This window comes from Stenotrophomonas sp. YJH_SMC_94-11, assembly GCF_059370435.1.
Genome location: NZ_JCAFTR010000001.1, coordinates 429,513 through 455,022 on the forward strand (window position 1 = coordinate 429,513; position 25,510 = coordinate 455,022).

The 25,510-nt window shown below is 68.3% G+C and carries 22 protein-coding genes; 11 read left to right on the top strand and 11 right to left on the bottom strand.

The window, feature by feature from the left end:
- Positions 1–9: 9 nt before the first annotated feature.
- On the top strand, positions 10–630 hold the full coding sequence (locus AC5P74_RS01955; protein WP_495204773.1) for a glutathione S-transferase family protein: 621 nt from the start codon (positions 10–12) through the stop codon (positions 628–630).
- Positions 631–714: 84 nt separating this feature from the next.
- Here the strand turns inward: AC5P74_RS01955 and AC5P74_RS01960 are convergent, their stop codons facing one another.
- Positions 715–2,892: a primosomal protein N' gene (locus AC5P74_RS01960; RefSeq protein ID WP_005419648.1), complete on the bottom strand. Its 2,178-nt coding sequence runs from the start codon at positions 2,890–2,892 to the stop codon at positions 715–717.
- A gap of 413 nt (positions 2,893–3,305) precedes the next feature.
- Here AC5P74_RS01960 and AC5P74_RS01965 point away from each other — a divergent pair, with 413 nt between their 5' ends.
- The 4 genes from AC5P74_RS01965 (at position 3,306) to sppA (ending at position 8,493) form a co-directional block, all read left to right on the top strand.
- Positions 3,306–4,310 (top strand): hypothetical protein, encoded by a 1,005-nt coding sequence (locus AC5P74_RS01965; RefSeq protein WP_495204774.1) that lies wholly within the window; start codon positions 3,306–3,308, stop codon positions 4,308–4,310.
- Positions 4,303–4,884, top strand: a complete 582-nt coding sequence (locus AC5P74_RS01970) for a DUF3106 domain-containing protein (protein WP_053496968.1) — start codon at positions 4,303–4,305, stop codon at positions 4,882–4,884. Before AC5P74_RS01965 ends, AC5P74_RS01970 begins: the two co-directional genes overlap by 8 nt.
- 206 nt (positions 4,885–5,090) lie before the next feature.
- Complete coding sequence (locus tag AC5P74_RS01975; RefSeq protein ID WP_005419642.1) at positions 5,091–6,455, top strand: MATE family efflux transporter; 1,365 nt, start codon at positions 5,091–5,093, stop codon at positions 6,453–6,455.
- Between the two features lie 115 nt (positions 6,456–6,570).
- Positions 6,571–8,493 (top strand): signal peptide peptidase SppA, encoded by a 1,923-nt coding sequence (gene sppA / locus AC5P74_RS01980; RefSeq protein ID WP_061478137.1) that lies wholly within the window; start codon positions 6,571–6,573, stop codon positions 8,491–8,493.
- A 98-nt stretch (positions 8,494–8,591) separates the two neighbouring features.
- Here sppA and AC5P74_RS01985 read toward each other — a convergent pair whose 3' ends face one another.
- Positions 8,592–8,804 carry a hypothetical protein gene (locus tag AC5P74_RS01985; RefSeq protein WP_053496970.1) on the bottom strand — a complete coding sequence of 71 codons (213 nt, stop codon included), beginning with the start codon at positions 8,802–8,804 and terminating at the stop codon, positions 8,592–8,594.
- 112 nt (positions 8,805–8,916) lie between these two features.
- Between AC5P74_RS01985 and AC5P74_RS01990 the strand changes: the two genes are divergently transcribed.
- Positions 8,917–9,693: an SDR family oxidoreductase gene (locus tag AC5P74_RS01990; protein ID WP_014038643.1), complete on the top strand. Its 777-nt coding sequence runs from the start codon at positions 8,917–8,919 to the stop codon at positions 9,691–9,693.
- Between the two features lie 93 nt (positions 9,694–9,786).
- Here the strand turns inward: AC5P74_RS01990 and AC5P74_RS01995 are convergent, their stop codons facing one another.
- The 9 genes from AC5P74_RS01995 to AC5P74_RS02035 all read right to left on the bottom strand — a co-directional run bounded on the left by AC5P74_RS01995 (position 9,787) and on the right by AC5P74_RS02035 (position 19,332).
- A complete protein-coding gene (locus AC5P74_RS01995) occupies positions 9,787–10,503 on the bottom strand; it encodes a hypothetical protein (RefSeq protein WP_171958280.1) in 717 nt (238 codons plus the stop codon).
- A 34-nt stretch (positions 10,504–10,537) separates the two neighbouring features.
- Complete coding sequence (locus AC5P74_RS02000; RefSeq protein WP_346607365.1) at positions 10,538–11,227, bottom strand: DUF4124 domain-containing protein; 690 nt, start codon at positions 11,225–11,227, stop codon at positions 10,538–10,540.
- A gap of 43 nt (positions 11,228–11,270) precedes the next feature.
- A complete protein-coding gene (gene tsaC, locus AC5P74_RS02005; RefSeq protein WP_005419629.1) occupies positions 11,271–11,861 on the bottom strand; it encodes an L-threonylcarbamoyladenylate synthase type 1 TsaC in 591 nt (196 codons plus the stop codon).
- A gap of 131 nt (positions 11,862–11,992) precedes the next feature.
- Positions 11,993–14,476 (bottom strand): DNA topoisomerase I, encoded by a 2,484-nt coding sequence (locus AC5P74_RS02010; RefSeq protein WP_329842896.1) that lies wholly within the window; start codon positions 14,474–14,476, stop codon positions 11,993–11,995.
- Between the two features lie 193 nt (positions 14,477–14,669).
- Positions 14,670–15,599 carry an RDD family protein gene (locus tag AC5P74_RS02015; RefSeq protein WP_005419625.1) on the bottom strand — a complete coding sequence of 310 codons (930 nt, stop codon included), beginning with the start codon at positions 15,597–15,599 and terminating at the stop codon, positions 14,670–14,672.
- A 49-nt stretch (positions 15,600–15,648) separates the two neighbouring features.
- Complete coding sequence (locus AC5P74_RS02020) at positions 15,649–16,407, bottom strand: pilin (protein WP_495204775.1); 759 nt, start codon at positions 16,405–16,407, stop codon at positions 15,649–15,651.
- Positions 16,408–16,446: 39 nt separating this feature from the next.
- Positions 16,447–16,920 carry a DUF494 family protein gene (locus AC5P74_RS02025; protein WP_005419622.1) on the bottom strand — a complete coding sequence of 158 codons (474 nt, stop codon included), beginning with the start codon at positions 16,918–16,920 and terminating at the stop codon, positions 16,447–16,449.
- Positions 16,921–16,963: 43 nt separating this feature from the next.
- On the bottom strand, positions 16,964–18,091 hold the full coding sequence (dprA, locus tag AC5P74_RS02030) for a DNA-processing protein DprA (protein WP_065196855.1): 1,128 nt from the start codon (positions 18,089–18,091) through the stop codon (positions 16,964–16,966).
- A 110-nt stretch (positions 18,092–18,201) separates the two neighbouring features.
- On the bottom strand, positions 18,202–19,332 hold the full coding sequence (locus AC5P74_RS02035) for a LysM peptidoglycan-binding domain-containing protein (protein WP_005419620.1): 1,131 nt from the start codon (positions 19,330–19,332) through the stop codon (positions 18,202–18,204).
- Positions 19,333–19,458: 126 nt separating this feature from the next.
- Between AC5P74_RS02035 and def the strand changes: the two genes are divergently transcribed.
- The 5 genes from def to AC5P74_RS02060 all read left to right on the top strand — a co-directional run bounded on the left by def (position 19,459) and on the right by AC5P74_RS02060 (position 25,491).
- Complete coding sequence (def, locus tag AC5P74_RS02040; RefSeq protein ID WP_005419619.1) at positions 19,459–19,971, top strand: peptide deformylase; 513 nt, start codon at positions 19,459–19,461, stop codon at positions 19,969–19,971.
- A 120-nt stretch (positions 19,972–20,091) separates the two neighbouring features.
- Positions 20,092–21,015, top strand: coding sequence for a methionyl-tRNA formyltransferase (fmt, locus tag AC5P74_RS02045; protein ID WP_053496981.1), 924 nt, complete (start codon positions 20,092–20,094; stop codon positions 21,013–21,015).
- A 3-nt stretch (positions 21,016–21,018) separates the two neighbouring features.
- Entirely contained in the window at positions 21,019–22,350 is a 1,332-nt protein-coding gene (rsmB, locus tag AC5P74_RS02050) for a 16S rRNA (cytosine(967)-C(5))-methyltransferase RsmB (RefSeq protein ID WP_053496983.1), read from the top strand.
- A 22-nt stretch (positions 22,351–22,372) separates the two neighbouring features.
- On the top strand, positions 22,373–24,082 hold the full coding sequence (locus AC5P74_RS02055; RefSeq protein WP_053496985.1) for an ArnT family glycosyltransferase: 1,710 nt from the start codon (positions 22,373–22,375) through the stop codon (positions 24,080–24,082).
- 152 nt (positions 24,083–24,234) lie between these two features.
- Positions 24,235–25,491 (top strand): O-antigen ligase family protein, encoded by a 1,257-nt coding sequence (locus tag AC5P74_RS02060; protein ID WP_053496988.1) that lies wholly within the window; start codon positions 24,235–24,237, stop codon positions 25,489–25,491.
- The last annotated feature ends 19 nt before the right edge of the window (positions 25,492–25,510 follow it).

Consider the following 25,510-nt stretch of genomic DNA (forward strand, 5'->3'; position numbering starts at 1 on the left):
AAAACCCGCATGTTGAAGATCTGGGGCCGCCGCAATTCCAGCAACGTCCGCAAGGTACTGTGGTGCGCCGAGGAAATCGGCCTGCCGTACGAATCCATCGAAGTCGGTGGCAGCCATGGTGGTACGCAGACGCCGGAGTACCAGGCGATGAATCCCAACGGCCTGGTGCCGGTGATCGAAGACCACGGCTTGCCGCTGTGGGAATCGAACGCCATCGTGCGCTACCTGAGCGCCCGCTATGCACTGGGCACCCTGTACGCTGAGGACCCGATGGAACGCGCCCAGGCCGAGAAGTGGATGGACTGGAGCACGTCGCGGATGGCGCCGCTGTACAGCGACCTGGTCTGGGGCATCATGCGCACCGGGCCGGCCGACCGCGATGAAGCGCGGATCAATGCCGCCATCGTGCGCGCCGGTGACTACCTGGCGATGGCCGACGCTACCCTGGCCAGGCAGCCGTGGCTGTCGGGCGAGAAGTTCGCGATGGGCGACATCCCGCTGGGCTCGCTGGTCTACGCCTGGTACGAGCTGCCGATCCAGCGACCGGAGCTGCCGCATCTGGCTGACTGGTATGCGCGGCTGCGTGAGCGCCCGGCCTACCAGCGCGGCGTGATGTCGCCGCTGACGTAAGGGGTCAGAGCCCTTTTCTGCGAAAAGGGATCCGACCCCAGGGCATCGGGGTCGGATCCCACCCGACGGGTGGGCTCTGACCCCTCAATACAGGTCCGTTGGATCCACATCCAGCGACCAGCGCACCTTGCGTGCTTCCGGCAGCGCATACAGCTGCGGAACCAGCTGCGCGAGCACGCCATGCAAGGGTGGCCGCTGCGGCGCCGACAGCAGCAGCTGTGTGCGCTGGTAGCCCGCGCGCCGCGGCATCGGCGCCGGCATCGGGCCGTACGCCTCCACCACGTTCTGCTCGCCCAGCAACTGCCGCGCAGCCAGCAGGAACGCATTGGCGTGCTCGACCTGCTGCGCTTCGGCGCGCATCAGCGCCAGGTGCGCGAACGGGGGGAACCCTGCGGCTTGCCGCTGGTTCAACTCGGCCTGCGCGAACGGGTGGTAGCCACCGCTCACCAGGGTTTCCAGCAGCGGGTGACCAGGGTGATGGGTCTGCAGCCAGACCTCGCCGGGGTCACGCGCACGTCCTGCACGACCGGCCACCTGGATCAGCTGCTGCGCCAGCTTCTCGCTGGCGCGGAAGTCGGCGGAGAACAGGCCTTCGTCGATGCCGACCACCACCACCAGGGTCAGCTTCGGCAGGTCGTGGCCCTTGGCCAGGATCTGCGTGCCGACCAGGATGCCGGGCTGGTCGCCCAGTTTCGCCAGCTGCTGCTCCAGCGCATCGCGGCGTGAGGTGGTGCCACGGTCGATGCGCACCACCGGGAAATCGGCGAAGGCGGCGGTGAGGTGTTCTTCCAGGCGTTCGGTGCCGATGCCCTGCGGCTGCAGCGCCAGGCTGCCGCAGGCCGGGCATGCCAACGGCGCCGGTTGCCGCGCACCACAGTGGTGGCACTGCAGGCGTCGGCCGCCGCCATGCACGGTCATCGGCGCATCGCAGCGCTGGCAAGGCGCGGTCCACCCGCAGTCGTGGCACAGCAGCACCGGTGCGTAGCCACGGCGGTTCTTGAACACCAGCACCTGCTGGCCACGCTGCAGGTGTTCGCCGATGCCGGCCAGCACATCGGCCGAGAGGCCATCGTGCAGCGGCCGCTTGCGTACATCGAGGATGCGCACGCGCGGTGGCCGGGCATCGCCGGCGCGCTGCTTCAGGCGCAGGTGCGTGTAGCGCCCGGCGTAGGCGTTGTGCAGCGTTTCCAGCGAAGGGGTGGCACTGCCGAGCAGCACCGGAATGCCCAGCGCCTTGGCGCGCACCAGAGCGAAATCGCGCGCGTGGTAACGGATGCCGTCCTGCTGCTTGTAGCTGCCGTCGTGTTCCTCGTCGACGATCAGCAGGCCGGCCTGCGGCAATGGCGTGAAAACCGCCGAGCGGGTGCCGACGATGACCCGCGCTTCGCCTCGGGAGGCGGCCGCCCAGACGCGCGCGCGCTCGTTGTCGTTCAACCCCGAATGCAAGGCGTGCACGGCGATGCCCAGGCGGCCGCGGAAACGTGCCAGGGTCTGCGGGGTCAGGCCGATTTCCGGTACCAGCACCAGCGCCTGCCTGCCCTGCGCCAGGCAATGGATGATCGCCTGCAGGTAGACCTCGGTCTTGCCGCTGCCGGTCACGCCGTCCAGCAGGAACGGCTGGAAGCCGTCGGCAGCGTTGATCGCAGCCACCGCCCCGGCCTGGTCCGGGTTGAGCGTGGGGCCGGGCAGCGGCTGCGCATGCTGCGGTGCCACCGTCATCGCCACGCGCTCGGCCAGTTCGCGCTTGGCCAGGCTGCGTGCAGCGGTGCGCCAGTCGGCCATGCGTTCGCCGAGCACGTCCTCATCCACGATCGCTCCTGCCAGCAGCTCGGCCAGCTGCCGCGGACGGCTTCCGGCGCGCAGCTTTTCGCGCTGGGCGTGGCCTTCGGTGGTCAGCTGCCAACCCCAGTGGTGGGTGTCGGGCAGGGCCTCGCCATGGCGCAGCGGGCCGGGCAGGGCGGTGCTCAGCACCTCGCCCAGTGGCGCATGGGTGTAGCGCGCCAGCCACTGCAGGCTCTGCCAGAGTTCGCCCTGCAGCAGCGGCTGCCGGTCGCACCAGGCCAGCGCCTGGCGCAGTCCCTGGCCGTCGTCGGTCTGGCCGTGGCCGGCCACCACGCCGACCAGCTCGCGGTTGCCGAACGGCACCTTCAGGCGGCAGCCGACCGCGGCCGTGGGGCCATCGCCCTCCGGCGACAGGTAGTCGAACAGGCGGGGCAGGGGGACGGGCAGGGCGACCTGCAGGGTCGGAATGGGTGAAAGCATCGGGCCAGTGTAACGGGCCATGCATGCGCGAATGGCAGGGGGCAGACGTGCCCGGGCGACGACCGTTGAATCATAAATGTCACCTAAATATCGGTGTCCATTGGAGATTCAGTCTTATCCACATGTTCTGTGGATAACGTTGTGCGTTACCGGTCGACGGGAACGCAGGAGGCCGATGGCGACGAGCTCACCCTTGGGTTGGTCAAAAAATCGCCACACTTCAAAGTTATTCAAAATCAACAACTTGAGTGTGAAACATTGCTGAAACAGAGTGAATTCAGCGGCATGCCGCAATTTCCCGCGCGGGGAGCGTGGTGCTGTGCACAACCTGCAGCACGAAGTGCCTGTGGGCGCAAGTCCTACGGGTGCCGATGGGCTGCCGCTATCATGCCGGCAGACCTTTGGAGTGACCGATGACGGCTGTGCCCGCCCCTGTTTCCTCGACCGCGGCCGGCGCGCTGTCGGCGTTCCTGCGTGGCGTCGAACGCCGCGCCCTGGTGGTGGCTGAACTGCAGTGCGGCGATGCCGCGCGTGCCGAGCAGACCCTGGTGGCAGTGATGCGCGCGTTTGCGGCGGTCGCCAGCGACCTGCCGATGGCGCAATGGCCGACCCGCTTCTGGACCCTGCTGGGCCAGCGCCAGGCGCTGCGCGAGCCGGCGGGCGGGCAGTGGGCCCCGTCGTTGGCCGCGTTGGGCGCGATGCCGCCACTTCCACGACTGGCGCTGCTGCTGCGGGTGGGCGGCAGCCTGGACGAGGGCATCGCCATGCGCGTGCTCGACCAGGACGAGGCCGGTTACCAGCACCTGCTGGCCGATGCCTGCCCGCGTGATGCCCAGGGTCGGCCCGATGCCGTGGCCTGGCGCCAGTTGGCCGAGCAGGTACAGGCCCGTGTCCGTGACCTGCCGGCCGCACGCCTGCAGCAACTGCAGCAGCCGGCCGCACCCACCACCCACAATGAAGCACCGGCCTCCAGCTGGCGCGCACCGCAGCGGGACGAGCGTGCGGCCGCCAACGGCAAGCGCCGCCGCGCGAATGCCAGGCCGCGCTGGCGCGGTCCGCTGATCCTGCTGGTGACCGTGGCGGTACTGCTGGCCGCCGCGCTGGGGTGGCGCCACCTGCAGGGACATTCGTTCGGCAGCGATGCACCCTTGCCGGAGGGCGTGGTGGGCGAAGCCGGTCCGGTGACCGTGGAAGCCCTGCCACCGAGCAAGGTGGACGCCAGACCGGACGCGGGCCAGGCGCAAGCCAATGATGACGCAGCGATGCTGGCAGATCGCGACTACCCGCTGGTCGCCGATGCCGACCTGTACGCGTGGACTGCCGCGGGCGGCCCGCTGCCGGTGGATGAATCGCAAGCCAAGCCGAGCCGGCCGGAGCCGGCCAGTGCCACGCTGGAAACGGCTGCCGCCGATGAATAAGTACGTGCTCGCCAGCTTGCTGCTGGCCCTGCCGCTGTCGCTGTCCGCCGCACCGCAGCCGTTGAGCGTGCCGTTGCCGCCACCGGTTCCGGGCAGTTCGCCGGCCACGCCGGCGTCGACCGCTGCAACAGCACCTGCCGAATTCGTCCAGCTGGATGCGCAGCAGCAGCGACAGCGCCGTGCCGACTACGCCGCCTGGCGCGCATTGCCGGAAGCAGAGCGCGAGCGCATCCGTCAGGCGGCTGCGCGCTTCAATTCGCTGCCGGCCGATCAACAGCAGCGCATGCGGCAGCAATTCCAGGCGCAGGATCAGGCGTTCCGCGACGGATGGCGGCTGGGCCCGCAGCTGGGCCTGGAATTCCCCAAGCTGCACGGACTGTTCGGATTCGTGCCACCGGAGCAACGCGAGACCGCGCTGGCCGTGCTGCGCCAGCTCAACCCGGCGCAGCTGGCCCAGCTGGCCCTGGTCGCGCAGCGCACGCCGCCGCAGGAACGCGACACGGTACGCAGCGCCTTCCTCGCCGTGCCCGCCGCCGAGCGCGACAGCTGGCTAAAGCGCCAGGCCGGCCAGTAGAAAAGGGGACGGAGGGGATTAAGTCGTATCAGGCCAGTCAGTGCCGAATGCGACTTAATCCCCTCCGTCCCCTTTTTGCTTGGGGCGGCTGAAACCCAGCATTCACGCCATGTCATGGGAATGCAGGCGCCGCCCGCGTAAGATGGGCGCCCGCAACCCGGTGCCTGTGCCCTTCGCGCGCAACCGCAGTTCGCGTCAAGCACCTTATGTCTACTGCAACCTCCACGCCGCGCTTCAGCAAGGAAGTCGGCGCCACCGGTCTGCTCGCCCTGCCGCTCGTGCTGGGCCATGTGTCCACCGGTCTGATCTCCTTCGTCGACAACGTGATTGCCGGCCACCACGCTACGGCGACCCTTGCCGCAGTCACCATCGGTACGGCGTTGTTGTGGCTGCCAATGCTGATTCCGATCGGCACCCTGATCTCGCTCACCGCTTCGGTGTCGCAGCTGCACGGCGCCGGCCGCGAGCGCGAGATCGGCCCGCTGTTCCGCCAGGCACTGTGGCTGGCGCTGGGGCTGGGGCTGATCATGTTCACCTTCCTCACCGTGGTGCCGCCGCTGCTGCCGGCCTTCGGCATCGCGCCGGACATCGTGCCGGGGGCGACCGCGTTCCTGCATGCGGTGCGCTGGGGTGGCCCGGCGCTGACCCTGTACTTCTGCATGCGTTATCTCAGCGAGGGCATGCACTGGACGCTGCCGACCATGCTGCTCGGCTTCGGTGGCCTGCTGGTGCTGGCACCGATGGGCTACGTGCTGGCCAATGGCAAGCTCGGCTTCCCGGAGTTAGGGGCCGAGGGCCTCGGCATCGCTTCGGCGGTGATGATGTGGCTGCAGGCGACCGCATTCGCCCTGTATCTGTGGCGGACCAAGCGCTTCGCCCATCTGCAGCTGTTCTCGCACTTCGAGGGACCGCGCTGGAAGGCGATCTGGGAGCTGCTGCGCACCGGCCTGCCGATCGGCATCACCGTGCTGATGGAAGGCGGCCTGTTCATCGTCACCGCCTTGCTGATCGGCCGCCTGGGTGCCAATGAAGCGGCGGCACACCAGATCGCGATCAACGTCGCGCAGCTGTGCTTCATGATCCCGATGGGCGTGGCCGAGGCCACCACCGTGCGCGTCGGCCATGCGGTCGGCCGTGGTGACGGCTTCGGCGTGCGGCGTGCGGCGTGGGCCGGTTACGCGATCATCATGGGCACGCAGACGTTGTCAGCGGCGGTGCTGCTGTTCGGCCACGATGCCATCGTCGGTGTGTACACCAACGACCTGGCCGTGGCCGGCCTGGCCTCGACCCTGCTGCTGTACGCGGCCACCTTCCAGTTCCCGGACGGCATCCAGGTGCTGTCGGCGGGTGCGCTGCGCGGCCTCAAGGACACCCGCGTGCCGATGTTCATCGCCATGTTCGCGTACTGGGGCCTGGGCATGCCGCTCGGCGCCGGGCTCGGCCTGGGGCTGGGCATGGGCCCGCAGGGCATGTGGATCGGCCTGATCGTCGGCCTGACCGCCGCTGCCATCCTGATGGGCTGGCGCCTGCGCCGCAGCAGCCAGCGCATCGGGCAGTCCGCGCTGTCCTGATCTTCCTGCCCGCCATGCCGACCCATGGCGGGCGATCCCCTGACTTGTGTCCGATGCCGCATCACGCGGCACCGGCTATGCTGGTACCACGGCAAGAAGCCATCCGGAGCGTTCCATGAATCAACCCGTGCCCCCGCTGCCCCCGGCGCGTCGCAACCCCGTCGCCAGTTTCTTCATCGGGCTGTGGGACGTCATGAACTTCACCCGCCGGTTGATCCTCAACCTGGTGTTCTTCGGCCTGCTGTTCCTGCTGCTGGTGATGTTCGTCATCGCCGCCGGCATGGGTGCCGGTGCCAGCAAGTCGCTGCAGGACCGCACGACGCTCGTGATCGCGCCGGAAGGCCGCCTGGTCGAGCAGTTCAGTGCCGATCCGGTCAGCCGCGCACTGGCCAAGGCGGTGGGTGACAACGGTGCCGAAGAGATCCAGCTGCGCGATCTGCTGCGGGTGATCGAGTCGGCCAAGGACGACAAGAAGATCGAGCGCGTGGTGCTGGAGCTGGACAAGCTGCAGCCGTCCGGCTTCGCTTCGCTGCGTGAAGTGGCCGCCGCGCTGCAGGATCTGCGTGCCTCCGGCAAGCAGCTGGTGGCCTACAGCGAGAGCATGGGCCAGTCGCAGTACCTGCTTGCCGCGCAGGCCGACGAGGTCTACCTGGACCCGATGGGTTCGGTCGTGCTCGAAGGCCTCGGCCGCTACCGCCAGTACTTCCGCACCGGCCTGCAGGACAAGCTGGGCGTGGACGTGCACCTGTTCAAGGTGGGCGAGTACAAGTCCGCGGCCGAACCGTACGTGCTTGACGCCGCGTCGCCGGCCTCCAAGGAAGCCGACCTGTTCTGGATGAACGATGTGTGGCAGCGCTACCTGGGCGACATCGCCAAGGCGCGCCGCCTGGATCCGGCGCAGCTGGCTGCCGGCATCGACACGCTGCCGGAAGGCATTGCCGCCGCCGGTGGCGACCTGGCCAAGTTCGCGCTGCAGCAGAAGCTGGTGACCGCGCTGAAGACCCGCGAGGAATTCGAGGATCTGATGATCGAGCGCGGCGTGGCCGACGAAGACGCCGACGGTGGTTTCCGCAACGTCGACTTCGGCCGTTACCTGGCCCTGCTCGACGCCCGCCGCAACCCGGTGGACTCGCGTCCGCAGGTGGCCGTGGTGGTGGCTGCCGGCGAGATCAGCGGTGGCGACCTGCCGGCCGGCCGCATCGGCGGCGAGTCGACCTCAGCGCTGTTGCGCGCCGCGCGCGACGACGACAACGTGAAGGCCGTGGTGCTGCGCGTCGATTCGCCGGGCGGTGAGGTGTTCGCCTCCGAGCAGATCCGCCGTGAAGTGGTGGCGCTGCAGGCCGCTGGCAAGCCGGTGGTGGTGTCGATGGGCGACCTGGCTGCCTCCGGTGGCTACTGGATCAGCATGAATGCCGATCGCATCTACGCCGATCCGTCGACCATCACCGGTTCGATCGGCATCTTCGGCATGGTACCGAACTTCAGCCGCGCGCTGGACAAGATCGGCGTGCACACTGACGGTGTCGGCACCACCCGTTTTGCGGGTGCATTCGATGTCACCCGCCCGATGGATCCGGCCGTGGGACAGGTCATCCAGTCGGTGATCAACAAAGGCTACGCCGACTTCACCGGTCGCGTCGCCGACGCGCGCAAGAAGCCGGTCGAGGCCGTGGACGAGGTGGCCCGCGGCCGCGTGTGGAGCGGTGCACAGGCCAAGGAACGCGGCCTGGTCGATGCCTTCGGTGGCCTGAAGGATGCGGTGGCCGATGCGGCCAGCCGCGCCAAGCTGGGCAAGGCAGATGCCTATCGCGTGCGCTACATCGAGAAGGCAGCCACGCCGTTCGCGCAGTTCGTCAGCGGTTTCGCTGGCAGTCGTGCCGGTGCCTGGATGCTGTCCGATTCGGGCATGGCGCGGATGATGCTGGCACGCACGATGCCGGAAGTGGACACTCAGTTGCGCTTCGTCGAGAACGCGGCCCGCGAAAAGGGCAACGGCGCACCGGTGAAGGCGCTGGCGTACTGCTTCTGCGGGTTCTGACCGGCAACGCTATCGAATGAAAACGCCCGGCTCAGGCCGGGCGTTTTCGTTCATGGGGTCGGATCCCTTGGCTTCGCAAAGGGCTCTGACCCCACCGGTCATTGCGCCGCGTCGGCCTCGGCCTTGCGCTCACGCGCGGCAGCATCATCGACGGTTTTCTGCACGTCCTTGGCGCGGTCCAGCGGCTCGTTGATCGCACGCGACATCGCTCGTGGCACCGGTGGCTTCTCCGGGTTCGGCGTGGGCGGCCGCTGGCAGGCCGCCAGCAGCAGGCTGGCCAGCAGCGACGTGGACAGGATCAGGATGCGCATGGCGGCTCTCCGCGGTGGGCGTATGGGCAAGTGTCGCATCCCCGGCCGAGCGCCGCCGTGAGCGCGTATCCTTGCAGCATCGAAATGCAGTGGGCGCGGCCCCGGAGGACACATGACCCAGCAACGGTGGCGCCTGGACGGCCAGACGGCCCTGATCACCGGCGCCAGCGCCGGCATCGGCCTGGCCATCGCGCATGAATTGGCGGGGCTCGGCGCCGATCTGATGATCGTCGGCCGCGATATCGACATGCTGGAGACCGCGCGCGACGAACTGCTGGATGTGTATCCGCAGCACCAGGTGCATGCGCTGGCCGCGGACGTCTCCGATGACGAGGACCGCCGCCAGATCCTGGACTGGGTGGAAGACCACAGTGATGGCCTGCACATCCTGGTCAACAACGCTGGTGGCAACGTCACCAAGGCGGCCACGGAGTATTCCGAGGACGAGTGGCGCAAGATCTTCGAAACCAACCTGTTCTCGGCCTTCGAGCTGTCGCGCTACGCGCATCCGCTGCTGGCCCGGCACGCGTCGTCGTCGATCGTCAATGTCGGCAGCGTGTCCGGGCTGACCCACGTGCGCAGTGGCGTGGTCTACGGCATGACCAAGGCCGCGATGCACCAGATGACCCGCAACCTGGCCGTCGAGTGGGCCGAGGATGGCATCCGGGTCAACGCGGTGGCGCCCTGGTACATCCGCACGCGGCGCACGTCCGGTCCATTGTCGGACCCGGACTACTACGAGGAAGTGATCAACCGCACGCCGATGCGCCGCATCGGTGAACCGGAGGAAGTGGCCGCAGCCGTGGGCTTCCTGTGCCTGCCGGCGGCCAGCTATGTCACCGGCGAATGCATCGCAGTGGATGGCGGTTTCCTGCGCTACGGGTTCTGATCATGCGGTGGTAGTGCCGGCCGCTGGCCGGCAACCACGGGATCTTCAGGTGATTGCAGTTGCCGGCCAGCGGCCGGCACTACCGCATGGCAGTCACCCCGGTACCGGGCAGTTGCTGTCCTCCAGCACGCCCTGCAACCGTTCGCGTTCCCCCCGGGCCTTGTCGCGGTTCTCCGGCGAGGCGAACCGCTCGCGGCCACGTGCGTCGCGGAAGCGTTGCTGCCACCTGCTGCAGCGCTGCGCTTCCGGCAGTTCCTCGCAGCGGTCGCGCACCACTTCGCAGCCTGCAGCGTTGACCGGTGTGGCGCCGCCCAGGCCCTGCACGGTCATCAGTTCGCAGCGGCCTGGGGCAGCTTCGTATTCGTGCAGGTAGCCACCGCCCTGGCTGTCGGTGCACTGGAAGATGGGCGGCAGCGGCGGCTTCGGCGGCGCATTGCTGTCCGGCGCGGCATCAGCCTGGCGTGGCAGCGATGCACTGTCGAGTATCAGATCGCCGCCTTCACGTTCGACCATGCCGGCTTCCATGATCGTGCGTCCTTCGCCCGGGCGGCGGGGGCTGGGCACCGAAGCGGGCGATGTACCCGCTGTCGCCGGTTCGGGCGGCGGCGCAGGTGCTGCTGTGACTGATGCAGGCGGCGCACTGGCGGACGCCGGAATCCGCACCACCTGCTGCTTGCTGCCGGTGGGGCAGGGCGTGCGTTGCAGGGTAGGCACATCGCTGCTGCTGGAAGTACAGCGGTAGATCACCCCGTCGTCGGCCACTGCGTTGCCGGCGAACAGGCCCAGGGCCAGCCAGATCAGGTTCTTCATGCGCACAGCGTACATGCCACGGCAGGTGCTGCGCTCAGCGGTCGCAGTCCCGCGACAGGCGTGCGTCGATGCCACGCTGTTCGTTGCTGATGGCAGTACGCTCGCTCTGCAGCGCACTGTTGTAGCGGCGGTCCAGTTCCCAGCGGCGGTCGCGCAGGCGCGCGCAGACTTCCTGCGGCGGCAGCGCATGGCAGCTGTCGCGGACCAGCACGCTGCCGGCCGGGACCTGCACACCGACACCCACCGCGGGCGGCCGGTAGCCGGTTCCTTCACCGATGGGGGTGCCGACCGGCGTGCCGAAGGCCGGGCGTGGGCCGGGATGGACCGGGCCGTGGTGCCCGTGCGGAAGCCAGACGCTGGTCCACAACGGTACCCAGCGCGGATTGCCCTCGTTGTTGTCGCTGGTATAGCGGCGACCGTCGTCGCTCACGCATTCGTACAACGGCTGTGGCGGCTGGATGTAGACGTGGCGGACTTCGCGATCGCGCATCACCGGAACCTCGTCCGGCCGGGCGGGTGCCGCGTCGCTGCGCACCACCCGGGGGGCCGGGTCGCGCGGGCGCTGCAGGTCACGCACTTCCTGCCGGCCACTGCTGCATGGCTTGTCCTGCAGGGCCACGGCGCCGTTGCTGGCGACACAGCGGTACACGCGCACGTCCTCGGCGGCGGGTGCGGTCCATGGCAGCAACAGGCACAGGCCCAGGGCGGTGCGCAGCAGGTTCATGGCGGCAGGGTGCGTGATTGTCCGCGGCAGTGCAATCGTCGGTTCAGGAGCGCAGCACGTTGCCGCTGAGCGCGTCGCGGATCGGGGTTGGCTGGGCCAGGCCGCCGGTCTCGCCGTCGAGGAGGCCATCGAGCAGGCGCAGCAGGCGCGGATCGAGCTCGGCACGGCTGCGGGCCGGTGGTTCACCGGCCAGGTTGGCGCTGGTGGAGACCAGCGGGCCACCCCAGGCGCGGCACAGGGCGGCGACCAGCGGGTGGGCGCTGATGCGCACCGCGATACCGCTGTGTTCGCCGGTGACCCAGGGCTGCGCGTGCGGACCGGCCGGCAGGATCCAGGTGTTGGCGCCCGGCCAGCTGGCCAGCACCGCGCGCTGGCGGGCGTCGGGCAATGCCTGCAGGCGGACCCAGCCCTCCAGCTGCGACAGTTCGGCGGCGACCAGGATCATGCCCTTTTCGATCGGGCGCTGCTTCAGCCGCAGCACCGCGTGCACCGCAGCTTCATGTGACGGATCGCAGCCCAGGCCCCAGACCGCTTCGGTCGGATAGGCGATCACGCCACCGGCGCGGAGCGTGGCGACAGCAGAGTTCAGGGTGAGTTCTTTCATGACGGCGACCGGCCCGGCGTGGGCCTCCATTATCCCCCCGCTGCGTGCAGAAGGGGTGGAACGCGCCCGCTCGGTAGTGCCGGCCGCTGGCCGGCATCCGAGGCTTCCAGGTGTTGCCGGCCAGCGGCCGGCACTACCCCTCATCCGCGCATGGCGTGGATCTACTTCTTTGCAGCGGTCTTCTTGACGGCCTTCTTCGCCGGTGCCTTCTTTGCGGCAGCTTTCTTCACAGCCTTCTTGGCCGGCGCTTTCTTGGCCGCGGCCTTCTTCGGCGCTGCTTCCTTCTTCACCGCAGCCTTCTTGGCCGGTGCCTTCTTCGTAGCGGCCTTCTTGGCGCCGAAGCCCTTGCGCACCGGCTTGCCGGTTTCTTCCATCAGCTGCTGCACTTCAGCCAGGGTCAGCGATGACGGCTCGCGATCCTTGGGGATCTTGCCGTTCATCCTGCCATCGCTGATGTACGGGCCGAAGCGGCCGTTCAGCACCTGGATGTCGCTGCCCTCGAACTCCTTGATGATCCGGTTGCGCGCGATCTCTTCCTTCTCTTCGATCAGGAATACGGCGCGGGCCAGGTCGATGGTGTACGGGTCGTCTTCCTTCTTCAGCGAGGCGTAGGTGCTGCCGCGCTTGGCGAACGGGCCGAAGCGGCCGATGCCGACGCTGACCGGCTCACCATTGTCCTCGCCCAGTGCGCGCGGCATCAGGAACAGTTCCAGCGCGTCTTCCAACGAGATGGTGTGCATCGACTGGCCGGGGCGCAATGAGGCGAACTTCGGCTTTTCCTCGGCGTCCTCGGCGGTGCTGCCGATGGCGGCATACGGCCCGAAGCGACCCAGCCGCACGCTGACCGGCTTGCCGGTCTTGGGGTCGGTGCCGAGCTCGCGCGCGCCACTGGCCTCGGCGCGGTCGACCGATTCCTTCTTGTCTTCGACCAGTTCCTTGAACGGCTCCCAGAAACGGGCCATCAGCGGGATCCATTCTTCCTCACCGCGCGAGACGGCATCGAGCTCGTCCTCAAGCCTGGCAGTGAAGTCGTAATCCACGTACTGGGTGAAGTGGCTGGACAGGAACTTGGACACCGCGCGGCCCACGTCGGACGGGCGGAAGCTGCGGCCTTCCATTTCCACATACTTGCGGAACAGCAGGGTCTGGATGATCGAGGCGTAGGTCGAGGGACGGCCGATGCCGTACTCTTCCAGCGCCTTCACCAGCGCCGCTTCGGTGTAGCGCGGCGGTGGCTGGGTGAAATGCTGTTCGGCCAGGATGCGTTCCAGCGGGATGCGGTCGCCCGGCTTCATCGCGGGCAGCTTGCGGCCCTCATCCTCGTCCTCGGCGCTCTTGTTGTCCTTGCCTTCCTCGTACACGGCCAGGAAGCCGGGCACGACCACGGTGGTGCCGCTGGCGCGGAACACGTGTTCGCTGCCGGCCGACAGGTCGACGCTGACCGTGTTGAGCGTGGCCGGGATCATCTGGCAGGCCACCGCACGCTTCCAGATCAGCTCGTACAGGCGCCGCTCGTCGTCGGTAAGGAACCGGGCGACCTGCGACGGGGTGCGCAGGGCCGAGGTCGGGCGTACGGCTTCGTGCGCTTCCTGGGCGTTCTTCGACTTGGTCTGGTAGGTGTTGGGCTGGTCCGGCAGCGAGGCGATGCCGTAGTCGCGGGCGATCACGTCGCGGATTTCCGCCAGCGCGTCCTGCGACAGGTTCACCGAGTCGGTACGCATGTACGAAATCAGGCCGACGGTGCCTTCGTCGCCGATGGCCACGCCTTCATACAGCTTCTGCGCCACCTGCATGGTCTTGCGGGTGGTGAAGCCGAGCTTGCGCGAGGCTTCCTGCTGCAGGGTGGAGGTGGTGAACGGCGGCGCCGGGCGGCGCTTGCGCTCCTTGCTGGCGACGTCGGTAACGTGCAGCGAGCCCTGCGCGGCCTGCTGGATGCGCATGCGCGCCGCTTCAGCGGTGTCGCCATCGGTGACGGTGAACTGCTCGAACTTCTGCCCGTCCAGCTTGACCAGCTTGGCATTGAAGTGCTGGGACGGGTGCGCGCACTCGGCAGCGATCGACCAGTACTCGCGGGCGATGAAGGCTTCGATCTCTTCCTCGCGCTCGACGATCATGCGCAGCGCCGGGCTCTGCACGCGGCCGGCAGACAGGCCGCGCTGCACCTTGCGCCACAGCACCGGCGACAGGTTGAAGCCGACCAGGTAGTCAAGTGCGCGACGGGCCTGCTGGGCGTCGACGAGGTCGCTGGCGATCGCACGCGGCTGGCTGATCGCTTCCTTGATGGCGCGCGGGGTGATCTCGGTGAACACCACGCGCTGCATCGGCTTGTCCTTGACCAGCCCGCGTTCCTTCAGGATCTCGGCGATATGCCAGCTGATCGCTTCACCCTCGCGATCCGGGTCGGTTGCCAGCAGGATGTCGTCGGCGCCCTTGGCGGCCTTGGCGATCGCATCGACATGCTTTTCGTTCTTGTCGATCACGTCGTAGTGCATGGCGAACCCGTTGTCCGGGTCGACCGCGCCTTCCTTCGGAATCAGGTCACGCACATGCCCATACGAGGCCAGGACGGTGTAGTCCTTGCCGAGGTATTTGTTGATCGTCTTGGCCTTGGCCGGCGATTCGACGATGAGCAGGTGCTTGGGCATGGCAGCAGTGTCTGTGGGGCGAGCCGCAGGGAAGGGGCCGCTAGGGTGGAGCAAACGGCCGCATTAGTGAAGCGGCCACGGACAAATCAATACGCTGAACGCCCGGTAGTGTGCCGGGCGTTCAGGTTTCACCTTATTAGAGGAATCACGCCCGGCCAGCCCCTGTCAAGCAGCCAGACGTGAGGATGGCCGTTCATGAGGCCATCTTGGCGATGAAGCCGACCGCAGCCACCAGCAGCACCAGGCCCGCCACCGTCAGCAGGCCGGTCAGTACCAGGATCACGATGGTGACCGTACCCAGCTCATGGCGCTGCAGCTGCGGCTGGTCGGTGTAGGCCCAGCGGTCGACCACCAGGGTGTCGCAGATCATGTCGTGCAGGCCCTGCTTGCGCTCGGTGAAGGCGGCCATCAGGAAGCCGATGCCCAGGGTGAAGCTGCTCAGCAGCATGGCCCAGTAGCGACCGAAGGCGCGGCCACGGGTCAGGCGGTCACCATTGCTGCGCACGACCTTGATGCCGACCGCCATCTTGCCCAGCGTGGCGCCGCCCTGCGAGGAATGGAACCAGGTGTAGTAGGCCACGCCGATGGCCATGTTGATCAGCGCGCTGGCCAGCTGCGCGACGATTTCGATGGAGGTCTCGCCACTGCCCACCGCGCCCATGCTGGCGCCAAGCACCACGCCGATGATGGCGCCGATGATGCCGCCCGGCACGGCCAGCACGAAGTAGTCGATCATGTAGGCCGCGACGCGCTTCCAGAAGCCGGCGTAGACCACCTCGCCGCCGATCACCGGCCGCGCGCCACCGGCAGCGGCGGCGGCCGGCGCGTTGTAGGGTGAGCTGCTGAGCGCGCCCGTGCCAGGCAGCGGCGCAGTGCCGTTGTCGATGGCGGCGTAGTCGCTGCGCAGGTCGAAGCCGCCACTGGCAGTGGCGGTGCTGGCGTCGGCCAGCGTCTGCAGGCCCAGTTCATCGACCACCTGGCGCAGTGCAGCCCACTGGGCCATGCCTTCGCGCCAGACCAGGGTGTCCAGGTTCAGTTCGCCGCGCTGGAAGCGCTGGCGGATCTCCTGGACCGACAGCGGGCCCTGGCGTTGCTGTCCTACGGCGTAGTACCACTCAGTCATTGCATGTTCCCTGTTGGATCGTCCTTGGATGTGCTGCCGTGCGCGTGGCTCAGCCGCGGCATGACGTCGGCAGGTACTTGTCGTCGCTTTCACCGCTGCATTCCCAGCGGCCGCTGTCGCGATCATATTCCAGCCACAGCAGGTCGCCATCGAGGCTCTTGCCGGGCACGGCCAGCGTTGCTTCGATGCCACAGTGGCCGTTGTTGAAGCGGCCGATGTTCACCGCCGACAGGCCGGCCTGGGTGAAGTCACCCGGGGCCGGGAAACCGGCATCGTTGGCGCCGGGGCAGCGGCCTTCATCGTCGGCGAAGTGCTGCACCTGCTGCTTCAGCGGCTGCAGGGCATTGACCGCAGTCGCGATCCTGGCACGCACGGTGTAGTCGTTGTATGCGGGCAGGGCGATCGCCGCGAGGATGGCCATGACCGGTACCAGTACCAGCAGCAGGCCGCCGCCGATGATCGCGGTAAGGGCGCAACCGGAGAGCTTCTTCTTCGGCGGCGGCAGGACCCCAGCCGCCGCCTGGGTGGCATAGGGCGTGGACGGCGGCAGTACAGGCGGTTGCGGCGGAGGCGGGGCCACCGGTTCCGGTTCCGGCTCGGGTTGCTGGGCCGGCGCAGCAACGTCCAGCGCCGGCACGATCAGGCCCAGCTCGTCGACAACGGTGCGCAACGGCTGCCATTGCGGCAGGCCGTCGCGCCAGACCAGGGTGTCCAGGGAGATCTGGTTGTTTCGGAACAACTCGACCAACTGTTCCGCCGGCAGCGGGCCTTGCTGCCGGTTGCCTTCTGCATGGAACCACTCGCTCACGGGGACGCTCCTGAATGCGCTATGCCCCCAAGTGTACGGTCAGTGAAGGGGTTCTGGCTCGTCCATGAACATCTGCGTCTCCATCCAGGCATAGGCCGCTTCGGAGCCGGGCTGGTTGAACAGCACCATCAGCACGACCCATTTCAGGTCGTCCAGGTCCAGTTCGTCCTGGTCCAGGGCCATCGCCCGGTCCAGCACCAGCTCGCGCTGGTCGGCGTCGAGGATGCCGTGCTGTTCCAGGTACAGCAGGAAGCCGCGGCATTCCACATCCAGCTTGTCCAGCTCGGGGCCATGGTAGATGCGCACGGGGCCATCGACCCGCGCCTGGGCCACGCTCGGCCGCTGCGCGGCCAGGGCATCGAGCCAGTCGAACGCCTTGTTGATCTCGGTGGGGCTGAAACCGGCCTGGATCAGGCCGTTCTGCAGCGAATCGCGGTCACGGATCAGGTCCGCATCTTCGCTGAAATAGTGTTCAAACAGGTACAGCAGTACATCCAGGATGCTCTCTTTCATTGCCCCTCGGCCTGCGTCGCGCGACGCTGTGGAGGTGAAGAAACTAGGGAGTTCGACAGTAGCGGCCGTGTACGCACACCACGATTCCCGCCAGTTCCATGGCCAGCAGCATGGAGGACACCTGGGGCGCCGTCAATCCACAGCGCGTGATCAGTGAATCCATACCGCTTGGGTTGTGGTCCAGGGCTCGCCACAAGCACTGGTAGTCAGGGTCGTCGGCCCAGCGCGCCGGCAGGAGGGCCGGCAGTGCCTGTTCAGTGGGGGTGGACAGCCGCGATTGCAAGCCCGGCAGCTGCAGGCGAAGGGCAGGGGCGAGCAGTTCCAGAACCTCCTCGGGGCGCTCGACCAGCGCCGCGCCCTCGCGGATCAGGCGGTGGCAACCAGCCGCGCGCGGGTTGAGCACCGACCCGGGCAGGGCACAGACCTCGCGGCCTGCCTCGGCGGCCAGGCGCGCGGTGATCAGCGCGCCCGAACGCTGCGCGGCCTCGACCACCACGGTGGCCAGCGCCAGCCCGGCCACCAGCCGGTTGCGCGCGGGGAAGTGACCTGGGCGGGCCGCCGTACCTGGCAGGTACTCGCTGAGCACCACGCCCTCGGCGGCGATGCGCGCCTGCAGCTGGGCGTGGCTGTCCGGATAGGCGCGGTCAGGGCCCGTGCCGATCACCGCCACGGTGCAGCCACCGGCCTCGAGCGTGGCCTGGTGCGCAGCCGCATCGATGCCTGCGGCCAGGCCGCTGGTCACCGCCAGGCCCGCTTCGACGAAACAGCCGGCAAAACGCGCGGCCAGTGCGCGCCCGCCCGGGGTGGGGGAACGGCTGCCGACCAGCGCCACCGACGGGCGCCAGGCCAGGCTGGGGTCGCCGGCGACGAACAGCGCCAGCGGCGGGTTGGGCACCTCCAGCAACGAGGGTGGAAAGGCCGGATCGGTGCAGGGCAGCAGGTGATGGTTGTCTTGTTCCAGCCAGCGCAGGGCGGCTGCACGCGCCCGGGCGTCGGGACGTTCCAGCGCGGCGCATTGCTCCGGCGTGCAGCCGTGCGCGCGCCAGTTCGCCGGGCCTTGCGCGATGGCGGCTTGCGCACCGCCCGCGGCCTGCAGCAGGGCCCGTCGTGGCGCCAGTGCGCCTCCCGCCATCAACAGGCGCAGCAGCGCCTCATATGCATGCGTGGTCATCCCCCACTATCGGCCGCACACAACAAAGGCGCCCTAGGGCGCCTTCGCACGTGATCGTCAGGTTTTCCCGCAGACGCCTGCCGGGCAGCGGCCGGCACGCCCGGCAACGGTTACTTCGCGTCCGGGTGCAGCGCGTTGTAACCGACCTGCACCGGCTTCACGCCCTGCATCACCAGCGCGTAGCTGACGTTGTCGAAGGTACGGAACACCATCGCGTGTGCGGCATACTCATCCGGCAGCGAGACCCGGCCCGCGCCGGTGCTGAGCGAGTCGTCCATGCGCGAGGAGTTCGGGTACTTCATGCGGTGCGCCACATGGCGGCCCGGGCGCCACAGCGAGAACACGGTGCCGTTGTCCACGCCCTGGGCACGGCCGGCCGAGATCGCGATCACGTCGCGCGGGCCACCGGCATTGAACATGTCGGTGACGGCCAGCACGCGCACGTCCACACCCTCGACACCGGCAGCGGGTACATGAGGGATGAACTGCAGGTCGTACGGCTTGGCTTCGACCGGCACCAGGCGGTCACCGGCGCGCACTTCGCGGCCGCCGTCGTTCTTGTCCAGCACCAGCGTGGAGGCCTCGACCTTGCCGCCGGCAATCTGGGTGATGGTGCCGGTAGCGACCTGGGCCAGCTCGTAGCCGAGCACGCCACGGCGGGCGTTGGGCGCGTTGTAGGCCTTCCACAGGTTGCCGCTGCCCGGGGTCACGTCGCCATTGGCGGTCAGGTCTTCAGTCGGCTTGGGCTGGGCGTACCGTACGGTCGGGCGTACCACGGCCCAGCGCTGGCCCACCTGGGCATCGGCCAGGCGCACGTAGACGGTGTCACCGCCGGACACGCGCAGGCGGCTGTCCTCCAGGCCGACCACGTAGGGCAGCTGCTTGATGCTGTCGACAACGCTCAGCTGCTTCAGGAACGGCTCGACCTGGGCCAGCGGAATGGCGTCGATCGGGGCCTCCTGGCGCGGGCCGGCCTGGGACACGGTCACCCGGTCCAGGTAGGCAAGGCTCAGCACGTCACCTGGATAGATCAGGTGCGGGTTGGCGATCTGCGGATTGGCTTGCCAGATCTCCGGCCACAGCCAAGGCTTCTGCAGGAAACGTGCGGCGATATCCCACAACGTATCCCCTTTTCGGACCACATAGGTGTCCGGGTGCCCGCCATTCACTTCCACGGCGGTAGCATAGGCAGCCACGGTCAGCATCGCCGCGGCGACGACCGTACGAAAACGAAGCAACATAGGTGTGAAGCCCTGATTCCCCAACAGGTCCACGCACTATAGTCCAGAAACCGGGGCGCAAGGCAAGCGTTGGAGCTAGAATCTGCGACGTATGCCGGCGTGCCGGCCCCCTATCCGGAAACAGCCATGGCCCTTCTCCCCATTCTCGAGTTCCCCGATCCGCGCCTGCGTACCAAGGCTGCGTTGATCGACGCCGCCGAAGTCACCACGCCGGCCTTCCAGGAACTGATCGACAACATGTTCCAGACCATGTACGACGCCCCGGGCATCGGCCTGGCGGCCACCCAGGTGGACGTGCACAAGCGCTTCATGGTCATCGATGTCAGCGAAGAAAAGAATGAACCGCATGTGTTCATCAACCCGGAAATCGTCGCCAGGGACGGGGGCCGGGTGTACCAGGAGGGCTGCCTGTCGGTCCCGGGCATCTTCGCCGACGTCACCCGCGCCGACACCATCACCGTGAAGTACCTGGACCGCAACGGCCAGGAACAGCAGCTGGAGGCCGGTGAAGTACTGGCCACCTGCATCCAGCACGAGATGGACCACCTGGACGGCAAGCTGTTCATCGACTACCTGTCGCCGCTCAAGCGCGAGATGGTCCGCAAGAAGCTGGCCAAGCAGCGCAAGCACGTGGCGTGATCGCCCATCCGGGCCGCCCTTTGGGTGGCCCGTGCCTGCGCGACGCGCGCGGGCTGCACGGCGCCGGCCGACGGCGCCGTTTTCTTTCCTGCACGAATCCATCCTGCAAGTGGGGTAGCCATGAGGATTGTCTTTGCCGGTACGCCGGAATTCGCGGTGTCGTCGCTGCGCGCCGCGGCGCGCCACCACGAGGTCGTGGCCGTCTATACCCAGCCTGACCGGCCGGCCGGCCGTGGCCGTGGCCTGGCACCGTCGCCGGTCAAGCTCGAGGCGGTGGCCCGTGGCATTCCGGTCTACCAGCCCGAATCACTGAAGGACGAGGCTGCACAGCAGCAGCTGCGCGACCTGCAGCCGGACCTGATGGTGGTGGTGGCCTACGGCCTGATCCTGCCCAAGGCGGTACTGGCGATCCCGACCCACGGCTGCTGGAACGTGCATGCCTCGCTGTTGCCACGCTGGCGCGGGGCGGCGCCGATCCAGCGCGCGATCCAGGCCGGTGACGCAAAGACCGGTGTGTGCCTGATGCAGATGGAAGCAGGCCTGGATACCGGCCCGGTGCTGCTGCACCAGGAACTGCCGATCGCTGCCACCGATACCGGTGGCCAGCTGCATGACAAGCTGGCCGAGCTGGGTGCACAGGTCCTGTCCGACGGCCTGGGCCTGCTGCGGGCCGGCATCAAGCCGATCGCGCGGCCGCAGCCGGAGCAGGGCGTGACCTATGCGCACAAGCTGGACAAGGCCGAAGCCCGTCTGGACTGGGCGCAGGGCGCCGATGTGCTGGCGCGTACCGTGCGTGCCTTCAATCCGTGGCCGATCGCCGAAGCGACGCTGGCTGGCGAACGCGTGCGCATCCATGGCGCGGTGGCGCTGGAGGAGGCCCACGGCCAAGCGCCGGGCACGGTGCTGGCGGCCAGCCGCGATGGCATCGACATCGCCTGTGGCCAGGGCGCACTGCGCTTGCGTACGCTGCAGCGCGAAGGCGGCAAGGCGATCACCGCCGCCGACTACCTCAACGCCCGCCGTGATCTGCGCGTGGGAGCATAAGCGGTGTCGAAGCAGAACGATTTCTCCGTGGCCAAGGCGGCGCCGGGCGCGGCCACCCGCATGCTGGCCGCACGTGTGCTGGCACAGGTGTTCACCCGTGGCCGTTCATTGAAGGCCGAACTGGCCTGGGCGCTGCCGAAGCTGGCCGACAGCCGCGATCGTGCCTTGCTGGAAGCGCTGTGCTTTGCGGTGCTGCGTCGCCGCAGTACCTATGACGCTGCCTTGCAGTCGTGGATGCAGAAGCCGCTGTCGGCGCGCGACGCCGATCTGCGCACCCTGTTGATGGTGGGCTTCGCCCAGCTGGACGTTCTGGAACTGCCGGCGCATGCGGCGCTGTCGGCCACGGTCGATGCCGCGCGTGCGCTGGGCCGTGAGCGCCAGGCCGGCCTGGTCAATGCGATCCTGCGCCGCGCGCAGCGCGAAGGTTTCCCGGAGCAGCCGGCGCGCGATGCCTTCCCGGAATGGCTGGCCGATGCGGTGGAACGCGATTGGCCGGTACAGGCCGACGCGATCTTCAGCGCCAGCCTGCAACCGGCACCGTTGTGGCTGCGTGCCAACCGCCAGCACGGCGGCCGTGACAAGGCACTGGCGGCACTGGCCGAGGCGGGCATTGCTGCCGAACCCAGCGCGCTCTGCGCCGATGCACTGCGCCTGGCGGCCCCCGTTGCGGTGAACCAGCTGCCGGGTTTTGCCGACGGTGCACTGTCGGTACAGGACCTGTCGGCGCAATGCGCAGCCGACGCGCTGGCGCCCGCGACCGGCGCCCGCGTGCTGGACGCCTGTGCGGCACCCGGTGGCAAGTCGGCGCACCTGCTGGAACGTGACCCCAGTCTGCGCCTGCTGGCGCTCGATATCGATGCGCGTCGACTCGCGCGCGCCCGCGATACCTATACCCGCACCGGTGTGGGTGAGGGCGCGCAGACCCGGGTGGCCGATGCCAGCGATCCCGGGGCCTGGTGGGATGGCACGCCGTTCGACGCCATCCTGCTGGATGCCCCGTGCTCGGCCACCGGCGTGATCCGCCGCCAGCCGGACGTGATGTTCCACCGCCGCGCCGAGGACATCGATGCGCTGGTCGGCGTGCAGGCCCGCCTGCTGGAGGCCTGCTGGTCGATGCTGCGCCCGGGAGGCGTGCTGCTGTACGCCACCTGTTCGATCCTGCGCGCCGAGAACGTCGATCAGGTGCGAGCCTTCCTGAAGTGGCATCCGGACGCAGCGGCACAGCCTCTGGATGACACATTCGGCCTCGATTGCGAGGGGATTGCGCGCCAGCGCCTGCCGGGTGACAACGATGCTGACGGTTTCTTTTACGCGCGTCTGCTAAAAACAGCCTGACCCCGCTGACGTTCCGAGTCCCATGCTGAAATCCCGCGCGTCGCGCGAGACGTGGTTGTTCGTGGCGATGGCCCTGCTGGTGCTGGGGGCCGGGCTGGGCCTTCGTGATCCGTGGCCGTCGGACGAACCGCGCTTCGCGCTGGTGGCCAAGCAGATGTTCGACAGCGGGCAGTGGCTGTTCCCGCATCGCGGCACCGAGCTGTACTCGGACAAGCCGCCGATGCTGATGTGGTGGCAGGCGACGCTGTACAGCCTGGTCGGGCAGTGGCGCGTGGCCTTCCTGCTGCCGTCGCTGCTGGCGGCCCTGGGCACGCTGTGGTGCGTGGTCGACCTGGGGCGACGCCTGTGGACGCGGCGGGTGGGGCTGTACGCCGGCTGGGCGCTGCTGTTCGCGCTGCAGTTCACCTTCCAGGCGAAGAAGGCGCAGATCGACCCACTGCTGCTGCTGTTCATCACCCTGGCCAACTACGGCCTGCTGCGCCACCTTTTGCTGGGACCAAGCTGGCGCTGGTGGTGGCTGGGCTGGTTCTTTGCTGGCATCGGCGTGATCACCAAGGGCGTGGGGATGCTGGCGCTGCTGATGCTCGTGCCTGCGGCCATCGCCGCGGCGTTGCAGTGGCCACGGGTGGGACTGCATGCGCGCGACGCGCGTTTCTGGCTGGCGCCGCTGGCCTTCCTGCTGGCGGTGTCGTTGTGGCTGGCGCCGATGCTGCTGGCCGGCTTTGCCACCGGCTCGGACGAGTACCTGGCCTACATGGACGACATCCTGTTCCAGCAGACGGCGCGGCGCTACGCCCATTCCTGGGACCATCACCAGCCCGCCTGGTACTTCCTGGCGACGATGCCGCTGATGTGGATCCCGGCGTTCCTGGCCCTGCCCTGGGCGATTCCGGCCTGGCGCCGCCGGCTGCGCCGCCGCGACCCGCGCTATCTGCTGCCGCTGGCCTGGTGGCTGATGGTGGTGCTGTTCTTCTCGATTCCCGCCGGCAAGCGCGATGTGTACATCCTGCCGGCACTGCCGATGTTCTGCCTGGTGCTGGCGCCGCTGTTGCCTGGATTGCTGAGGCGGCGCGATGTGCAGGCCGTGGTGGGGGTGTTCACCGGCCTGCTGTCACTGGGCCTGGCCCTGGCCGGTGCGATGGCGGTGCTGGGCGAGCCGGCCTTCGAGCTGCGCCTGACCCACAGCCGCGGGCTGGCGCCCGGCGCCGTCGACGCACTGGCCTGGACGATCCTGGCGATGGGCGTGTGGGGCGGAGTGAGCCTGCTGGCCTGCGGCCGTCGCCGGCATCTGGCGCTGGTGTCGACCCTGGCGATGGTCTGGGTGCTGTACAGCCTGGTCGGCTATCCGCTGCTGAACGATTCCAGTTCCGCCCGCGGCCTGATGCGCACGGTTGGTGACCGTCTGGGACCGGATGCCGAATTGGGGCTGGTGGCCTGGAAGGAGCAGCATCTGCTGTTGGCCGACCGCCCCGCAGCGACCTTCGGTTTCGAGACGGACTGGGACGAGCAGCTGATTGCGGCCACGCGCTGGCAGCGGCTGGCGCCCGGACGCCGCTGGTTGCTGGTGCACGAATACGCGATGCTGTCGTGCGTCGACCGCAACCGTTCTGAACTGGCCGGCGTGGCCAACCGGCGGCGCTGGTGGCTGGTGCCGGCAGCAGCGGTGAAGGTGCCCTGCGTGGTCACTGCAGAGGAGCGCGAACGTGAACGGCGTTTGCAGGAACATGACTAGCCACCACGATTCCGGCTTGTCCAGTCTGCCCAAGCGGGCCCAAAGGCAGTAAAACAGCAGGCTGGGACGGCCTCCGTTGGTCCTTCCCGTTCTTCCCGCAGATTGCAGCGATACTTCCCGACGTGCCAGCTTCACCGGACAACCTGAACCCCATGGCCGGCGACCCGCTGGGCGTTCCCGCCGGTGGGCGCCATGGGGCCGCGCATGCGCTGGCCCAGCTGGGCCTGTTCTGCCTGCCGGCACTGGTGCTGACCGTGCCGATCAACCTGCTGCCGTATGGCCTGCTGCTGCTGCTCAGCACGCTGCTGGCGCCGGAGCTGCTGTGGCGCGCGCGCGGCATGGCCGGTCAGCCGGTGAAAGTGCTGGCCTGGCTGATGCTGGCGGTGCTGGCGCTCGGCGTACTTTCGGTGGTGTTGTTCGAGCAGGGCCTGCGTGACGTCGACAACCGCTCGCGATTCGTGGTGATCCCGTGGATCGCGCTCTGGGTCTGCGCGCTGCGTCCCAACCTGCGGTGGCTCTGGTACGGATCATTGACCGGCCTGCTCGCCACCTTCGCGATGTCGCTGTGGCAGGTGCTGGGTGGCGCCCCGCGCGCAGAGTTGTTCACCAACGCCATCGTGCTGGCCGACATCGTGATGGTGTTGATGGTGCTGCTGGTGTTCTGTCGCCCGTCGCGGCGCTGGTCGCTGGTGATCCTCGGCACGGCCGCCGGCTGCGGCACCATCGTGCTGACCGGCAGCCGCGGCGTGTTCGCCGCCCTGCTGGCGCTTCTGGTGGTGCTGGCACTGAGCCTGCGCTGGCGCACCGGTGCGGCGCGCCTGTCGGTGCTGGCCGGCATGCTGGCGATCGGCGCGACCCTGTTGCTGTCGGTGCCGGAGCTGCGTCACCAGGTGCGCCTGAGCGAGCTGCACAGTGACGTGCAGCGGATGGAACTGGGCGACAGTGATTCTTCCGCCGGTGCCCGCGTGGAACGCCTGCAGGTGGCTTGGGAGACCTTCCTCGATCACCCGCTGGTGGGTGTTGGCATCGGCCATTTCGACAGCGCGATGCTGCGCGTGCCGGTCTGCCGGGAGAATCCGGAAGAGTTGCGTTGCCACCTGGGGCATGCACACAACGATGTTGCCGAATGGGCAGCGACCCAGGGCGTACCGGGCCTGCTGCTGTTGCTGGCGGTGTATGGCATCCCGCTGTGGTTGTTCGTGCGCCTGCATCGCCGTAGTGGCCGGTCAACCTTCCGTGGGCCGGCCGCAGCCGGCATCATGCTGGTGATCACCTACGCGTTGTGCGGACTGACCCAGTCGATGTTCGCGCACCAGATGACCGCCAGCTTCTACGTGACCCTGGTCGGCCTGCTGACCGGCCTGTCGATCGTCGAAGGCGCGCGCTACCGGGCAGCCACCGGGGCGTGACGCATCGGCGCGCCGGGCA

Bases quoted from the DNA above. Each gene is read 5' to 3' on its own strand.
- AC5P74_RS02015 (WP_005419625.1), bottom strand. From the start codon at position 15,599: ATGACTGAGTGGTACTACGCCGTAGGACAGCAACGCCAGGGCCCGCTG.
- AC5P74_RS01990 (WP_014038643.1), top strand. From the start codon at position 8,917: ATGACCCAGCAACGGTGGCGCCTGGACGGCCAGACGGCCCTGATCACC.
- AC5P74_RS01955 (WP_495204773.1), top strand. From the start codon at position 10: ATGTTGAAGATCTGGGGCCGCCGCAATTCCAGCAACGTCCGCAAGGTA.
- AC5P74_RS01995 (WP_171958280.1), bottom strand. From the start codon at position 10,503: ATGAAGAACCTGATCTGGCTGGCCCTGGGCCTGTTCGCCGGCAACGCA.
- dprA (WP_065196855.1), bottom strand. From the start codon at position 18,091: ATGACCACGCATGCATATGAGGCGCTGCTGCGCCTGTTGATGGCGGGA.
- AC5P74_RS01985 (WP_053496970.1), bottom strand. From the start codon at position 8,804: ATGCGCATCCTGATCCTGTCCACGTCGCTGCTGGCCAGCCTGCTGCTG.
- AC5P74_RS02035 (WP_005419620.1), bottom strand. From the start codon at position 19,332: ATGTTGCTTCGTTTTCGTACGGTCGTCGCCGCGGCGATGCTGACCGTG.
- sppA (WP_061478137.1), top strand. From the start codon at position 6,571: ATGAATCAACCCGTGCCCCCGCTGCCCCCGGCGCGTCGCAACCCCGTC.
- AC5P74_RS02025 (WP_005419622.1), bottom strand. From the start codon at position 16,920: ATGAAAGAGAGCATCCTGGATGTACTGCTGTACCTGTTTGAACACTAT.
- fmt (WP_053496981.1), top strand. From the start codon at position 20,092: ATGAGGATTGTCTTTGCCGGTACGCCGGAATTCGCGGTGTCGTCGCTG.
- tsaC (WP_005419629.1), bottom strand. From the start codon at position 11,861: ATGGAGGCCCACGCCGGGCCGGTCGCCGTCATGAAAGAACTCACCCTG.
- def (WP_005419619.1), top strand. From the start codon at position 19,459: ATGGCCCTTCTCCCCATTCTCGAGTTCCCCGATCCGCGCCTGCGTACC.
- AC5P74_RS02010 (WP_329842896.1), bottom strand. From the start codon at position 14,476: ATGCCCAAGCACCTGCTCATCGTCGAATCGCCGGCCAAGGCCAAGACG.
- AC5P74_RS01975 (WP_005419642.1), top strand. From the start codon at position 5,091: ATGTCTACTGCAACCTCCACGCCGCGCTTCAGCAAGGAAGTCGGCGCC.
- AC5P74_RS02000 (WP_346607365.1), bottom strand. From the start codon at position 11,227: ATGAACCTGCTGCGCACCGCCCTGGGCCTGTGCCTGTTGCTGCCATGG.
- AC5P74_RS02060 (WP_053496988.1), top strand. From the start codon at position 24,235: ATGGCCGGCGACCCGCTGGGCGTTCCCGCCGGTGGGCGCCATGGGGCC.
- AC5P74_RS02055 (WP_053496985.1), top strand. From the start codon at position 22,373: ATGCTGAAATCCCGCGCGTCGCGCGAGACGTGGTTGTTCGTGGCGATG.
- AC5P74_RS01960 (WP_005419648.1), bottom strand. From the start codon at position 2,892: ATGCTTTCACCCATTCCGACCCTGCAGGTCGCCCTGCCCGTCCCCCTG.
- AC5P74_RS01965 (WP_495204774.1), top strand. From the start codon at position 3,306: ATGACGGCTGTGCCCGCCCCTGTTTCCTCGACCGCGGCCGGCGCGCTG.
- AC5P74_RS01970 (WP_053496968.1), top strand. From the start codon at position 4,303: ATGAATAAGTACGTGCTCGCCAGCTTGCTGCTGGCCCTGCCGCTGTCG.